This is a genomic window from uncultured Nocardioides sp. (assembly GCF_902805925.1).
GTDB lineage: Bacteria > Actinomycetota > Actinomycetes > Propionibacteriales > Nocardioidaceae > Nocardioides.
On the sequence record NZ_CADCUP010000221.1, the window covers coordinates 1 to 14678 of the forward strand.

The following is a 14678-nucleotide window of genomic DNA, read 5'->3' on the forward strand; positions in this document are numbered from 1 at the left end:
AGGCCGGCTGCGTGCAGGTGCGGCACGACGGCCCGCCACGAGGTGCTCGTCTGCGGGAAGCCGTGCAGCAGCACGACCACCGGACCCTCCAGCGGCCCGTCGTCGCGGACGTCGAAGACAAGAGCGTCGTGGGTGTACGTCGCGATGCGGGCGGAGGCGGCCATCAGCCCGCTCTCCGGTCGCTCGAGCGGAAGGTCCGGCGGTACTCCGCCGGAGCCACGCCCACGCGGTTGGCGAAGTGGTGGCGCAGCAGGGCGGCCGAACCGAAGCCGGCGCGGTCGGCGACGGTCTCGACGGGCAGGTCGGTGCCCTCCAGCAGCATCCGGGCGTGGTGGAGCCGCTGGGCCAGCAGCCACTTCGCGGGAGTGGTGCCGGTCTCGGCTGCGAAGCGGCGGGCGAAGGTGCGCTCCGACATCGCGGCCCGTCGGGCGAGCGTGCGCACCGGCTGGTCCTCGTCGAGGTGCTCGCGCATCCACTCCAGCACCGGCTGCAGGGTCTCTCCCGCCACCTCGGGCACGGGCAGGTCGATGAACTGGCGCTGCCCGCCGTCGCGCTGGGGAGGCACCACCATGCGACGGGCGATGCGCGTGGCGACACCGGCTCCCAGCTCGCAGCGCACGTGGTGCAGGCAGGCGTCGATGCCCGCGGCTGTGCCGGCGCTGGTGATGATGCGGTCGTGCTCGACGAAGAGCACGTCGGGGTCGACCCTCGTCCCCGGGAAGCGTCGCTGCAGCTCGTCGCTGTGCCGCCAGTGGGTGGTGCTCGGCCGGCCGTCGAGCAGCCCGGCCTCGCCGAGGGCGAACGCGCCGGAGCACACCGAGAGCAGCCACGCGCCCGCGGCGTGCGCGCGGCGGAAGGTGTCGAGCACCGCCTCGCTGGGCCGGTCGCCGTAGTCGTAGGCGGTGGCCACGACGAGGTCGGCGTCCGTCGCCGCGTCCAGGCCGTGCGGCGCGGTGATGGTGATGCCGTGCGAGATGTCGATGGGCTCACCCGGGCGCTCGGAGCACAGGAGGAAGTCGATCGGGGGAACGCCGTCGTCGGTGCGGTCGATGCCGAAGACCTCGTGCACGACGCCGAGCTCGAACAGGGTGGGGTGGCCGGGCAGGACCACCGCGACACGGGAGAGAGCCATGCCGACGAGTATGGCAGAAAGTTTGCGAGCATGGTCACCGCTGCCACTCGTGGCAGTAATCCTGCGGTGACAAAGTTGCTGCCATGAACCCTGACGCACAGCTCGACGCCCTCGTGGCAGGCATGACCATGGCGCTGGTCCTCCTCGGACTGGTCGTCGCCCTGGAGCGCAACCATCGTCGTACGGCGCACCTGCCCCGTGCCGCGTCCGGGGCCGACGTGTCGGCCGACGCCGACCTCGCTCGCGTCCGCGCCGAGCTCGCCACCGCGCGGAGTCGGACCGATCAGTCGTCGGGGTCGTCCTCGCGCGCGAGCCAGGTGGCGAGGCGCTCGACGGCGGTCTCGAACTCGGGGTGGGTGTCGGTGAACTCCTGCAGCCGGTCGGCGACCCAGGCGAGGGTGACCACCTCGTCACCCCGCCTGGTCTGCAGCTCCTCGATCCCCCGATCGGTGAAGTACACGCCGTGACCCGCTGATCAGTAGTCGGCCCCGGCGCTGCCGGGCACCGAGGCGAAGGCGGTACCCATCAGCGTCCTCTGCTCCTCGGCGTGCCGCTTGATGGTGCCCACCGACGGTGAGGCCGACTGGGGACGCGTGACCGGCTCGACGGTGATGTCGAGCGTGGGCCACACGTTCAGGGCGTAGTGCGGCCAACCACCCATGTTCTCCGGCTCGTCCTGCACCCAGCGCACCGCCTTGAGGTTGGGATACCTCGCGATCTCGGCACGGATGTCGTCGACCGGGCGGGGGTAGAGCTGCTCCACGCGGCCGATCGCGAAGGTCTCGGCGTTCTCGCGCTTGGCCCGCTCGGCCACGAGGTCCCACGTGACCCGGCCCGAGCAGAGAAGCAGCGTCTCGACCTTCGAGGGGTCGACCCCGGCGTCGCCGATGAACGGACGGAACGTGCCGGAGGTGAAGTCTGCCGGCTGCGAGGCCGCCTCCTTGCGCTTGAGCATCGACTTCGGCGTGAACACCACCAGCGGCCGGTGGACCTCGCCGAGCGAGTGCCTGCGCAGCAGGTGGAAGTACGACGCCGGCGTCGACGGCTGGGCCACCAGCATGGCGTCCTCGGCGCACATCTGGAGGAACCGCTCGATGCGGGCGGAGGAGTGGTCGGGGCCCTGGCCCTCGTAGCCGTGCGGCAGCAGCAGCACCACGCCGGACTGCTGGCGCCACTTGGTCTCGCCGGCGCTGATGAACTCGTCGATGACCGTCTGGGCGCCGTTGACGAAGTCGCCGAACTGCGCCTCCCACATCACCAGGGCCTCGGGGCGCGCCACGGAGTAGCCGTACTCGAAGCCGAGCGCGGCGTACTCCGAGAGCAGGGAGTCGTAGATGTAGAACTTCGCCTGGTCCTGGGTGAGGTTGGTCAGCGGCGTCCACTCGTCGGCGTTGACGCGGTCGATGATCGTGCCGAAGCGCGAGACGAAGGTGCCCCGGCGCGAGTCCTGACCGGCCAGCCGCACCGGGCGGCCGTCCATGAGCAGGGAGCCGAGCGCGAGGATCTCACCGGTGCCCCAGTCGATGGGGCCGTCGGTGATCGCCGCGGCGCGGCGCTGCAGCTGCGGCATCACCTTGGGGTGCACGGTGAAGCCGTCCGGCGGGGTGGTGTAGGAGTCGGCGATCCGCTTGAGGACCTCCGGTCCGACGGCGGTGGCGGTGTCGCCGGCCGGCTTGTCGGGGTAGTCCGGGACGGTGGTCCACTCCGACACCGCGTCGGAGCTGGCTTCGCGCACCTCGGTGAAGACCCGCTCGAGCTGCTGCTGGTAGTCCTTCAGCACCTGCTCGGCCTCGTCGAGGGTGATGTCGCCGCGGCCGATGAGCGACTCGGTGTAGAGCTTGCGCACCGAGCGCTTCTGCTCGATGAGGTCGTACATCAGCGGCTGGGTGTACGACGGGTCGTCGCCCTCGTTGTGACCGCGACGGCGGTAGCAGACGAGGTCGATGACGACGTCCTTGTTGAACGTCTGGCGGTACTCGAAGGACAGCCGGGCCACCCGGATGCACGCCTCGGGGTCGTCGCCGTTGACGTGGAAGATCGGCGCCTGCACCATCCGCGCCACGTCGGTGGAGTAGAGCGAGGAGCGCGAGGAGCCGGGGGAGGTGGTGAAGCCGACCTGGTTGTTGACGACGAGGTGGATCGTGCCGCCGGTGCGGTAGCCGCGGAGCTGGGAGAGGTTGAGCGTCTCGGCGACCACGCCCTGGCCCGCGAACGCCGCGTCGCCGTGGATGAGCAGCGGCAGCACGGGGTAGGCGGTGCCCTTGTCCAGCACGTCCTGCTTGGCGCGCGCGATGCCCTCGAGCACCGGGTCGACCGCCTCGAGGTGCGAGGGGTTGGCCGCCACGGAGACCTTGATCTGGTCCCCGTTGCCGGACACGAAGGTGCCCTCGGCGCCGAGGTGGTACTTCACGTCGCCGGAGCCCTGGACGGTGCGCGGGTCGATGTTGCCCTCGAACTCCCGGAAGATCTGGGAGTACTTCTTGCCCACGATGTTGGCCAGCACGTTGAGGCGCCCGCGGTGGGCCATGCCGATGGTCACCTCGTCGAGGTCGACCTCGGCCGCTGCCTCGCAGACCTCGTCGATGAGCGGGATCGTGGTCTCGCCGCCCTCGAGGGAGAAGCGCTTCTGGCCCACGAACTTGGTCTGCAGGAACGTCTCGAACGCCTCGGCCTGGTTGAGCTTGAGCAGGATGCGCAGCTGCTCCTCGCGCGGCGTCTTGGTGTGGGGGCGCTCGACGCGCTCCTGGATCCAGCGGCGCTGCTCGGGGTCCATGATGTGCATGTACTCGATGCCGGTGGTCCGGCAGTAGGAGTCGCGCAGGATGCCCAGGATGTTGCGCAGCTTCATGAACCGGCGGCCCTCGCCGCCGAACGAGCCGGTGGCGAACTCGCGGTCGAGGTCCCACAGCGTCAGGCCGTGCGACTCGATCTCGAGGTCGGGGTGGCTGCGCTGGCGGTACTCCAGCGGGTCGGTGTCGGCCATCATGTGGCCGCGCACGCGGTAGGCGTGGATGAGCTCGAGGATGCGCGCCTGCTTGCTGATGTCCTCGTCGTGCGAGGTCGCGATGTCCTTGGACCAGCGGATCGGCTGGTAGGGGATGCGCAGGGAGCGGAAGATCTCGTCGTAGAAGTCGTTCTCGCCCAGCAGCAGCCCGTGGATGCGCTTGAGGAACTCACCGGACTGGGCGCCCTGGATGACGCGGTGGTCGTAGGTCGAGGTCAGCGTCATCAGCTTGCCGATGGCGTTGCGGGCGATGGCCTCCTCCGAAGCCCCCTGCCACTCGGGCGGGTACTCCATGGCGCCGACGCCGACGATCGCGCCCTGGCCCCTCATCAGGCGCGGCACCGAGTGGCTGGTGCCGAGGCCGCCGGGGTTGGTCAGCGAGACGGTCGTGCCCTGGAAGTCCGCGACGGCCAGCTTGTTGTCGCGCGCCTTGCGGACGATCTCCTCGTACGCCGTCCAGAAGGCCGCGAAGTCCATGTTCTCGGCCGCCTTGATGGCCGGCACGAGGAGCTGGCGGCTGCCGTCGGGCTTCGAGACGTCGATGGCCAGGCCGAGGTTGATGTGCGCGGGCGTGATCAGGGTGGGCTTGCCGTCGACGACGTCGAAGCCGACGTTCATCTCCGGCATCGAGGCAACCGCCTTGACCAGCGCGTAGCCGACCAGGTGGGTGAAGGACACCTTGCCGCCGCGGGCACGGGCGAGGTGGTTGTTGATGACCGTGCGGTTGTCCCAGAGCAGCTTGACCGGCACCGAGCGCACCGAGGTCGCCGTCGGGACGGTCAGCGAGGAGTCCATGTTGGCGACCGTGCGCGCCGGCGCACCGCGCAGGACGCTCAGGGTCGGCTCGTCGCTGGCCTCGGCGCGGGCGGCGGGCGCGGGGTCCTTCGCCACGGGGCTGCTGGTGCCCTGGGCCGGCTCGGCGGCCGTCGCGGCAGGGCGCGGCTTCGCCTTCGGCGCGGGGGAGGAGGTGCTCACGGCCTTCTGCTCGGTGCTCTGCTCGCTCTTCTGCTCGGCCTTGGCGGGAGCCGGCTGCTCGGTCGTCTGCTCGGTCCTCGGCTCGGCCTGCTTCGGGGCGGGCTTCTCGGCGGCCGCGGCCTTGGCCGTACCGTTGCTCGACGTACCGTTGCTGATCATGCCGTGGGAGCTGAAGTAGTCCACCCACTCGGCGGCCACGCTGCCCGGGTCCTTCTGGTACTGCTCGAGCATCTCCTCCGCGAGCCACTCGTTGGCACCCATGTCGGCTCCGGGGTCCGCCCCGGTGGACGAGGTGGAGGTGTGGTCAGGGCGGGAGGACTGCGGCACGGCTGGGTTCGCCTCTTCCGGGAATCGCGCGCGGAGTGTGTGGGACGTCGTCAAGGCTAGACCCACGGGCGAACAAATGCAGGGGTGAGGGGTCCGATTGCGACAGGGTGTTACGACAGCCACACGAGCGAGGGTGGAGCAGCAGATGACCAGGCCGATTCCAGGGTGCTCCACGCACACCCGGCGACCCCACGCCGGTCCGTCGCGGGGCCTGCGCATGACCATGGGCACCCTCGTGGTCCCGCTGGTCCTGTGCGTGGCGACGGCGTGCTCCGGCGACGCGCAGGTGGCGGAGCCGGAGCCCGCGCCGGCCTCGGCGACGCCCAGCACCGTGCAGGAGTCCGCGACCAGCGAGCCGAGTGCGCCGTTGACCACCACCTCCCGGGTCGAGAAGGTCGTCGGCACGCTCGAGGAGGGCGGGCGCGGTCGGCTCGTCGAGTCGGTCACCCCGGTCATCGACCGGTGGTGGGAGGCCGCCTACCTCGGCGACACGTGGCCGCGCACCTCCTTCGGCGACGCCTTCCCCGGCTTCACCCGAGGAGCCACCAAGGAGGCCCGGCGCGACCAGGACCTGCTCAGCAACGCCGACATCGGGGCCGAGGTGACGGGCGTGACCGCGACCCGGCGCGACGTACGCCTCGACGTCATCGCCCCGGCGACGCGCACGGCCGGCGTCACCGCCCGCATCCGGCTGGACTTCGAGACCGCCGGGGAGGTGCCGCACGAGGTGTCGGTCCGCGGGCGGGTGTTCCTCACCCGCAAGGACGGCCGCTGGCGGATCTTCGGCTACGACGTCAGGAAGGTCGTGGATTGAGGCGCCGGTGGTCGTGGCGGGGCGCGGTGCGCACCGTCGTGCTCGGGGTCGTGCTGTCGGTGTGCGGGCTGGTCGTGCCCGACGCCGCCGTGAGGCCGACCGACGTGGCGCTCGTGCGCGTCACCACGGCGACAGGCGTGTCCCACGACCCCGAGGTCATCTGGATCCTGGCGGTCGGCTCGGACGCCCGGCCCGGGCAGGACATGCTGCGCAGCCGCGGCGACGCCCTGCAGCTGGTCGGCCTCAACACCCACACCGGCGCGGCCACGGCCATCGGCGTACCCCGTGACTCGTGGGTGTCCGTCCCCGGCCACGGCATGGAGAGGATCAACGCGGCCCTCGCCTTCGGCGGGCCGCAGCTGTTGGCCGCCAGCATGCGCAGCCTCACCGGCATCTCCGCCGACTACGTGATGGTGACGCGCTTCCCGTTCTTCGAGGACATGGTCGACGACATCGGCGGCATCACCGTGTCCAACCCACGTCGCTTCCACGACGTGAACCTCAAGGCCGAGGGCTTCCGTCGCGGTCGCATCCACCTCGACGGGTACGGCGCCATGGCCTTCTCCCGCATCCGCTACTCGCTGCCGGGCGGCGACTTCGCCCGCTCCGCCAACCAGCAGCGCACCCTGCGCGGCATCCAGGCCCGGGTCGCCTCGCAGGCGCGGCGGCCGGGGTTCATCGAGCGGAGCGTGCTCACGGTGCTGCAGCACCTGGGCACCGACGCCGGCCCCTCCGAGCTGTTCCGCATCGCCCAGGCCGTGGCGCTGGTCGACCCGCGCAAGGTGACGACGTGCGTGGTGCCCGGCCGCATCGGCTACGCCGGCGCCGCCAGCGTGGTCTTCCCCGACGTGGCCCGGGCGCGACGCTGGGGGCTCGAGGCCCGCGGAGACGCCCGCCTCGAGCGCTGCTGAGACCCGGCGCTCGGGACTTCGGACCCACGTGCGCCATGAAAGGGTGCCCCCGGAAGGATTCGAACCTTCGCTCCCGCCTCCGGAGGGCGGTGCTCTATCCCCTGAGCTACGGGGGCCAGCGCGCTGGCCGTGGTGCGACTATGACCTTACAGGCGAGCGGGGCCGGGCGTGAAACCGGTTCGGGGTGGGCGTGCCGGCGCCGATAGGCTGGGGCGGTGACTCCCGAGGAACTCTCGTCCGTGATCGTCTCCACCCTCGACGCCCTGGTGGCCGAGGGTGCCGTGACGCTGCCCGACGGCACGCCCCGGGAGGTCACCGTCGAGCGACCCCGCCAGAAGGGTCACGGCGACTACGCCACCAACGTCGCGCTGCAGCTGGCCAAGAGGGCGGGCACCAACCCGCGCGCGTTCGCCGGGCTGGTGAGCGAGCGCCTGCAGCGGGCCGACGGCATCGCCGGCGTGGAGGTCGCGGGGCCGGGCTTCCTCAACATCACCGTCGAGGCCGGGGCGCAGGGGCAGGTGGCGGCCGACATCGTCGCGGCGGGGGCGTCGTACGGCGGCTCCGACACGTTCGCCGGCGAGCGGATCAACCTCGAGTTCGTCTCCGCCAACCCGACGGGTCCGCTGCACATCGGCGCCGTGCGCTGGGCCGCGGTCGGCGACGCCCTCGGTCGCATCTTCACCGCCACCGGCGCGCAGGTCACCCGCGAGTACTACTTCAACGACCACGGGGCGCAGATCGACCGCTTCAGCCGCTCGCTGCTGGCCAGCGCGCAGGGCGAGCCGGCGCCCGAGGACGGCTACGGAGGCGACTACATCCACGACATCGCCCGCGCCGTGGTGGAGAAGCACCCCGACGCCCTCGACCTGCCCGCCGAGGAGTCGCTCGAGGTGTTCCGGGCGCAGGGCGTCGACATGATGTTCGCCGAGATCAAGGAGAGCCTGCACGCCTTCGGGGTCGACTTCGACGTCTACTTCCACGAGGACGACCTCCACAGGAGCGGGGCGGTCTCGCGCGCCGTCGACCGGCTCAAGGAGCTCGGCACGACGTACGAGAAGGAGGGCGCACTCTGGCTCGCCACGGAGCAGTACGGCGACGACAAGGACCGGGTGATCATCAAGTCCGACGGCCAGGGCGCCTATCTCTCCGGCGACCTCGCCTACTACCTCGACAAGCGGGAGCGCGGCTTCGACCGCTGCTTCATCATGCTGGGCGCCGACCACCACGGCTACGTCGCCCGCCTGATGGCCATGTGCGCCGCCTTCGGCGACACCCCGCGCGTCAACCTCGAGGTGCTCATCGGGCAGATGGTCAACCTCCTCAGGGAGGGACAGCCGCTGCGGATGTCGAAGCGGGCCGGGACCGGGGTCACCCTCGAGGACCTCGTCGGCGCCATCGGCGTCGATGCCGCCCGCTACGCGCTCGCCCGCTACACCTCCGACTCGACGATCGACCTCGACCTCGACCTGTGGGCGAGGGCGAGCAGCGACAACCCCGTCTACTACGTGCAGTACGCCCACGCCCGGGTCGCCTCGATCCTGCGCAACGCCGCCGACCTCCACCTCGAGCCGGCCACCGGCGCGGACTTCGACCCGGGCCTGCTCTCGCACCCGAAGGAGGGCGACCTGCTGCGCGCCCTCGCGGAGCTCCCGCGGGTCGTCGCCGGCGCGGCGCAGCTGCGCGAGCCGCACCGGGTGGCGCGCTACCTCGAGGACACCGCCGCGACCTACCACCGGTTCTACGACGCCTGCCGGGTCCTGCCGATGGGCGACGAGGAGCCGACCGACCTGCACCGGGCCCGCCTGACCCTGGTGGCCGCGACGCGCGTCGTGCTCGCCAACGGCCTGGCCCTGCTCGGTGTCTCCGCCCCGGAGCGGATGTGAGCCCCGCCCCACGGCGGTTCTCGCCTCCGCCGCTCCGCTCCTGCGTCGAACCACGCCGCGGGGGCCCCGAGTGACCACGACGCACGAGGCCGGCTGGGCGCACGCGTCGGGAGCCCTGCGGGGCCCGTCCTGGCTGCGCGCTCCCGGTGACCCCAACGAGCTGGTGCCCGAGCTGTGGTCGTCCACCGCCCGCAAGGTCGACGGCGACCTGGTCGTCGGCGGCATCGCGGTCGCCGACCTCGTCGCCGAGCACAACACCCCGGCGTACGTCCTGGACGAGGACGACTTCCGGGGCCGGGCCCGGGCGTTCCGCGACGCCTTCGGGCAGGACGCCGGCTGGGACGTCTACTACGCCGGCAAGGCCTTCCTCTGCACGACGGTGGCGCGCTGGGTCGCCGAGGAGGGGCTCTCGCTGGACGTCTGCTCCGCCGGTGAGCTCACGGTCGCGCTGCGGGCCGGCTTCGACCCCGCCCGCATCGGCTACCACGGCAACAACAAGTCCCTCCGCGACCTGCGGCGGGCGGTCGACGCCGGGGTGGGACGGATCATCGTCGACTCCTTCACCGAGATCGAGCGGCTGGCCGCCGCCACCCGCGACCTGGGCCGCACGGCCGGGGTGATGGTGCGCGTGACCGCAGGGGTCGAGGCGCACACCCACGAGTACATCGCCACCGCGCACGAGGACCAGAAGTTCGGCTTCTCCATCTCCAGCGGCGACGCCCTCGAAGCCGTACGCCGGGTGCACGCGGCCGAGGGCCTCGAGCTGCTCGGCCTGCACTCCCACATCGGCAGCCAGATCTTTGACTCCTCCGGCTTCGAGGTGGCCGCCCGGCGGGTGCTCGCGCTGCACGCCCGGGTGGCCGAGGAGCTCGGCGTCACCATGCCCGAGATGGACCTCGGTGGCGGCTTCGGCATCGCCTACACCACCCAGGACGACCCGTCGGAGCCCGCGCAGCTGGCGGTCGAGATGGGCCGGATCGTCGACCACGAGTGCCGGGCGCTCGGCATCGGGAGGCCGCGGCTCTCCGTCGAGCCCGGCCGGGCGATCGTCGGCCCGTCCATGTGCACCGTCTACACCGTCGGCACGGTCAAGCCGGTGACCCTCGACGGCGGTGCCGTGCGCACCTACGTCAGCGTCGACGGCGGGATGAGCGACAACATCCGCACCGCGCTGTACGACGCCGACTACTCCTGCACGCTGGCCGCCCGCGCGTCGGAGGCGCCGCCGGTGCTGGCGCGCGTCGTGGGCAGCCACTGCGAGGCCGGCGACATCGTGGTCAAGGACGAGTTCCTGCCCGGCGACGTCGCGCCCGGCGACCTGGTGGCCGTCCCGGGCACCGGCGCCTACTGCCGCTCGATGGCCTCGAACTACAACCACGCCCTGCGCCCGCCGGTGATCGCTGTGCGGGACGGCGTCGCGTCGGTGGTGCTCAGGCGCGAGACTGAGGACGATCTCCTGGCTACGGACGTGGGTGCGGAATGAATCTCGGCGAGAAGCCCCTGCGGGTCGCGGTCCTCGGCTGCGGGTCCGTCGGCTCCCAGGTCGTCCGGCTGCTGACCGAGCAGGCCGACGACCTCGCCGCACGGATCGGCGCACCCGTCGAGATCGCCGGGGTCGCGGTGCGCCGGCTCGACGCCCACCGCGAGGTCGAGGTGCCCGAGGGCCTGCTGACGACCGACGCCGCGGCCCTCGTGGCGCGGAGCGACGTCGACCTCGTGGTCGAGGTGATCGGTGGCATCGAGCCCGCACGCAGCCTGATCCTCGGTGCGCTGGAGCACGGCGCGTCCGTGGTCACCGCCAACAAGGCGCTGCTGGCCGAGGACGGCCCGACCCTCTTCGAGGCGGCCGACAAGGCGGGGCGGGACCTCTACTTCGAGGCGGCGGTCGCCGGAGCCATCCCGATCCTCCGCCCGCTGCGGGAGAGCCTGGCCGGCGACCGGGTGACCCGGGTGCTCGGCATCGTCAACGGCACCACCAACTTCATCCTCGACAAGATGGACACCGTGGGCAGCGGGTTCGAGGAGGCGCTGGAGGAGGCCCAGGACCTCGGGTACGCCGAGGCCGACCCCACGGCCGACGTCGAGGGCTTCGACGCCGCCGCCAAGGCCGCGATCCTGGCCAGCCTGGCGTTCCACTGTCGGGTGACCGCCTCCGACGTGCACCGCGAGGGCATCTCGGAGGTGACTGCCGCCGACGTGTCCTCCGCCCGCGACATGGGCTCGGTGGTCAAGCTCCTGGCCATCGCCGAGCTGCGCGAGACCGACGGCGGCCACGCCGTGTCGGTGCGCGTGCACCCGGCGATGATCCCGCGCAGCCACCCGCTGGCCAGCGTGCGCGAGGCCTACAACGCGGTGTTCGTGGAGTCCGAGGCCGCCGGCCAGCTGATGTTCTACGGTCCCGGCGCCGGCGGCGCACCCACGGCCTCCGCGGTGCTCGGCGACCTGGTCACGGTGGCCCGCAACCGTCTCGGCGACACCACCGGCGCCGGTGAGTCGGCGTACGCCGACCGCGTCGTGCTGCCGATGGGGGAGACCGTCACCCGCTACCACGTGGCGATCGACGTCGACGACCGCGCCGGCGTGCTCGCCGCGGTCGCCAACGCCTTCGCCGACCACGACGTCTCGATCCAGACGGTCCGCCAGGAGGGCCGCGGCGCCGACGCCCAGCTCGTGGTCGTCTCCCACCAGGCCACCGACGCCCAGCTCGCGGCCACCGTCGGCCAGCTCCGCGCGATGGACATCGTGCGCGAGGTCACCTCGGTGATGCGGGTCGAGGGAGATGCCGAATGAGCGGGCGCACCCACCAGTGGCGAGGCGTGATCGAGGAGTACCGCGAGCTCCTGGACATCCCCACCGACCTCCAGGCCGTCACCCTGCGCGAGGGCGGCACCCCGCTCGTCCACTCCGCCTGGCTCAGCGGCCTGGCCGAGGCCGAGGTGTGGCTCAAGGTCGAGGGCGACAACCCCACCGGCTCGTTCAAGGACCGCGGCATGACCGCCGCGATCTCGCTGGCGAGGCACGAGGGCTCGGAGGCCGTGGTGTGCGCGTCCACCGGCAACACCTCGGCATCGATGGCGGCGTACGCCGCGAAGGCGGGCCTCAAGCCGCTGGTGCTCGTGCCCGAGGGCAAGATCGCCGCCGGCAAGATGGCCCAGGCCGTGATGCACGGCGCCCAGGTGATCATGGTGCGCGGCAACTTCGACAACTGCCTGACCATCGCCCGCCAGCTCGCCTGGAGCTACCCCGTCGCGCTGGTCAACTCGGTCAACCCGGTGCGCCTGCAGGGCCAGAAGACCGCGTCGTTCGAGATCGTCGACTTCCTCGGTGACGCCCCCGACCACCACCTGCTCCCCGTGGGGAACGCCGGCAACATCTCCGCCTACTGGCTGGGCTACGAGGAGTACGCCGCGCTCGGCCGGGCCACCCGCAAGCCCCGCATGCGCGGCTTCCAGGCCGAGGGGGCCGCGCCGCTGGTGACCGGCGAGCCGTTCCCCGACCCGGAGACCAGGGCCACCGCGATCCGCGTCGGCAACCCGGCCTCCTGGAAGCTGGCCGAGGCCGCGGCGGCCGAGTCGCACGGCGGCTTCGCGGCGCTCTCGGACGCGCAGATCCTCTCCGCGCAGGCGGAGCTCGCCCGCCGTGACGGCGTCTTCGTCGAGCCGGCCTCCGCGGCCGGGGTCGCCGGCCTGCTCGCCGGCCTGGCCGCGGGGGAGTCCTTCGCGGGCACCACGGTGGTCATCACCGTCACGGGCCACGGCCTCAAGGACACCGCGACCGCGCTCGAGGGCACCGGCGACATCGTCGACACCGTGGTCGAGGCAGACGTCGAGGCGGCGGCCGGCGCTGCCGGCCTCCGGTAGGCCGCGTGGTCTCCTTCGTGGACGGTCCCGTCACGGTGACGGTGCCGGCCACCTCGGCCAACCTCGGACCGGGCTTCGACTCCCTCGGCCTCGCGCTGTCGATGCGCGACCGGCTCAGCGCCTCGGTCGCGCCGGCGGGCCTGGACGTCATAGTCGAGGGTGCCGGCGCCGACGAGGTGCCCCGCGACGAGCGCCACCTGGTGGTGCGGGCCATGCGCGCCGCCTTCTCGGCGATGGACGCCGCCCCGCCGGGACTCGTGCTGCGCTGCACCAACGTCATCCCGCACAGCCGCGGGCTCGGCTCGTCCTCGGCGGCCATCGTCGCCGGCCTCGCCCTGGCCCGGGGCCTCGTCGCCGGGGGCTCGCTGGTGCTCGATGACGACGCCCTCTTCCGGATGGCGGCCGACCTCGAGGGACACCCCGACAACGTCGCACCGGCGCTGTTCGGCGGCTTCACCATCTCCGGTCGCGAGGACGGCGAGTTCTTCACGGTCCGCGCGGCCGTCGACCCGCGCGTGGCCACCGTCGTGTTCGTGCCGCCGACCCCGGTGGCGACCGAGGTCGCCCGCGGGCTGCTGCCGGCCGTCGTACCCCATGCGGAGGCGGCGGCCAACTCCGGTCGTACGGCGCTGCTCGTCGCCGCCCTCGGCGGGCGTCCCGAGCTCCTGCTCGCGGCCACCCGCGACCACCTCCACCAGTCCTACCGGGCGCCGGCGATGCCGGGCTCCCTCGACCTCGTCGGCACGCTGCGGGCCGATGGGGTGCCGGCCGTCGTCTCGGGCGCGGGGCCCACGGTGCTGGCGTTCGCCGACGCCGCATCGGTCGAGGTCCTGCTGGCCCGCTGTCCCGACGGCTGGACGGCGCACCACCTCGCGGTCGAGCCGCGCGGAGTGGCCCTGGCCTGAGCGGCAGGCCCCGAGCTCGCGGTCGACGTGCCGTCTGTCACGCAGCGCCGACGCGGTGGTATCTTGGCCCGGCGCCACTCGGCGTGAGCACCCCGTCCGGTGACATCCCTCCGTCACTGCACCGGGTGCGCAACCTCTCTCATCCCGTGCAGACCACGGACGCGCGCTCGCCGGCCCCAGGTGGCTCGACGTGGCTCGGTGGGGCCGGAGTGGGGGAGCACCGCAGACGATGCCGGCGGCTGTGAGTCGTCGGCACAGATACGTGGGAAGGACCTCACGTGACGGACACCATCGAATCCACCCCCGCACCCGAGGCGAGCGCCTCGAGGAAGCGCGGCGGTGGGCTCAACTCCATGCTCCTGGCCGATCTCAAGACGATGGCCGGCGGCATGGGCATCGCCGGGGCCGCCTCGATGAAGAAGGCTCAGCTGGTCGACGCCATCAAGGCGGCCCAGTCGGGTGGCCAGTCGGGTGGCCAGTCGGGTGGCCAGTCGGGTGGCCAGTCGGGTGGCCAGTCGGGTGGCCAGTCGAGCGGCAAGTCGAGCGGCCAGCCCGCTGGCGAGGTGAGCGGCCGGAGCGAGGTCCAGGCCCCCGAGGAGACGACCGCGGAGCGGCCGGCACGCGCCGCACGGACGCGCTCTCGCGCGAAGTCCGGAGAGGCGGAGCAGGCCCGCCAGCCCGTGGAGGAGCACTCCGGGCGCGAGGAGTCCCGGCAGCAGCAGGGCGATCGGCGACCGCAGGGCGACCGGCAGCAGCAGGGCGACGCCACCGACCGTGCCGCCCAGGACCCGCAGGACCAGCCGGACCGGGACCGCGAGCGCGGCGCCGGCCAGCGGGAGCGCACCAACCGCACCGAGCGCAACGGGA

11 protein-coding genes and 1 tRNA gene are annotated in these 14678 nt (G+C 72.4%); 8 read left to right on the top strand and 4 right to left on the bottom strand.

The window, feature by feature from the left end; translation table 11 throughout:
* Positions 1–163 precede the first annotated feature (163 nt).
* The 3 genes from QZX64_RS16020 to QZX64_RS16030 all read right to left on the bottom strand — a co-directional run bounded on the left by QZX64_RS16020 (position 164) and on the right by QZX64_RS16030 (position 5438).
* Entirely contained in the window at positions 164–1132 is a 969-nt protein-coding gene (locus tag QZX64_RS16020) for a GlxA family transcriptional regulator (protein ID WP_295661792.1), read from the bottom strand.
* A 283-nt stretch (positions 1133–1415) separates the two neighbouring features.
* A complete protein-coding gene (locus QZX64_RS16025; RefSeq protein WP_295661795.1) occupies positions 1416–1592 on the bottom strand; it encodes a DUF6104 family protein in 177 nt (58 codons plus the stop codon).
* Between the two features lie 15 nt (positions 1593–1607).
* Positions 1608–5438 carry a multifunctional oxoglutarate decarboxylase/oxoglutarate dehydrogenase thiamine pyrophosphate-binding subunit/dihydrolipoyllysine-residue succinyltransferase subunit gene (locus tag QZX64_RS16030; protein WP_295661798.1) on the bottom strand — a complete coding sequence of 1277 codons (3831 nt, stop codon included), beginning with the start codon at positions 5436–5438 and terminating at the stop codon, positions 1608–1610.
* Between the two features lie 217 nt (positions 5439–5655).
* On the opposite strand from QZX64_RS16030, the gene QZX64_RS16035 reads away from it, so the two are divergent.
* Both QZX64_RS16035 and QZX64_RS16040 read left to right on the top strand, forming a co-directional pair.
* Positions 5656–6252, top strand: coding sequence for a hypothetical protein (locus QZX64_RS16035; RefSeq protein ID WP_295661801.1), 597 nt, complete (start codon positions 5656–5658; stop codon positions 6250–6252).
* Positions 6253–6278: 26 nt separating this feature from the next.
* Positions 6279–7163 (top strand): LCP family protein, encoded by an 885-nt coding sequence (locus tag QZX64_RS16040; RefSeq protein WP_295661802.1) that lies wholly within the window; start codon positions 6279–6281, stop codon positions 7161–7163.
* Between the two features lie 44 nt (positions 7164–7207).
* Here the strand turns inward: QZX64_RS16040 and QZX64_RS16045 are convergent.
* Positions 7208–7279: transfer RNA gene (locus QZX64_RS16045), tRNA-Arg, on the bottom strand.
* Between the two features lie 99 nt (positions 7280–7378).
* Between QZX64_RS16045 and argS the strand changes: the two genes are divergently transcribed.
* From argS to QZX64_RS16075, 6 genes are all read left to right on the top strand, one after another.
* Positions 7379–9046 carry an arginine--tRNA ligase gene (argS, locus tag QZX64_RS16050; protein WP_295661806.1) on the top strand — a complete coding sequence of 556 codons (1668 nt, stop codon included), beginning with the start codon at positions 7379–7381 and terminating at the stop codon, positions 9044–9046.
* A 70-nt stretch (positions 9047–9116) separates the two neighbouring features.
* Positions 9117–10529 carry a diaminopimelate decarboxylase gene (gene lysA, locus QZX64_RS16055; RefSeq protein ID WP_295661809.1) on the top strand — a complete coding sequence of 471 codons (1413 nt, stop codon included), beginning with the start codon at positions 9117–9119 and terminating at the stop codon, positions 10527–10529.
* Positions 10526–11836, top strand: coding sequence for a homoserine dehydrogenase (locus tag QZX64_RS16060; RefSeq protein WP_295661814.1), 1311 nt, complete (start codon positions 10526–10528; stop codon positions 11834–11836). The genes lysA and QZX64_RS16060 overlap by 4 nt, the downstream gene beginning before the upstream one ends.
* Positions 11833–12906 carry a threonine synthase gene (thrC, locus tag QZX64_RS16065; RefSeq protein WP_295661817.1) on the top strand — a complete coding sequence of 358 codons (1074 nt, stop codon included), beginning with the start codon at positions 11833–11835 and terminating at the stop codon, positions 12904–12906. The genes QZX64_RS16060 and thrC overlap by 4 nt, the downstream gene beginning before the upstream one ends.
* Before the next feature lie 5 nt (positions 12907–12911).
* Positions 12912–13811: a homoserine kinase gene (gene thrB / locus QZX64_RS16070; protein ID WP_295661820.1), complete on the top strand. Its 900-nt coding sequence runs from the start codon at positions 12912–12914 to the stop codon at positions 13809–13811.
* Positions 13812–14089: 278 nt separating this feature from the next.
* The coding region (locus tag QZX64_RS16075; protein ID WP_295661824.1) for a Rho termination factor N-terminal domain-containing protein at positions 14090–14678 on the top strand (589 nt) is incomplete at its 3' end.

Bases quoted from the DNA above. Each gene is read 5' to 3' on its own strand.
- thrC (WP_295661817.1), top strand. From the start codon at position 11,833: ATGAGCGGGCGCACCCACCAGTGGCGAGGCGTGATCGAGGAGTACCGC.
- QZX64_RS16020 (WP_295661792.1), bottom strand. From the start codon at position 1,132: ATGGCTCTCTCCCGTGTCGCGGTGGTCCTGCCCGGCCACCCCACCCTG.
- QZX64_RS16060 (WP_295661814.1), top strand. From the start codon at position 10,526: ATGAATCTCGGCGAGAAGCCCCTGCGGGTCGCGGTCCTCGGCTGCGGG.
- QZX64_RS16035 (WP_295661801.1), top strand. From the start codon at position 5,656: ATGACCATGGGCACCCTCGTGGTCCCGCTGGTCCTGTGCGTGGCGACG.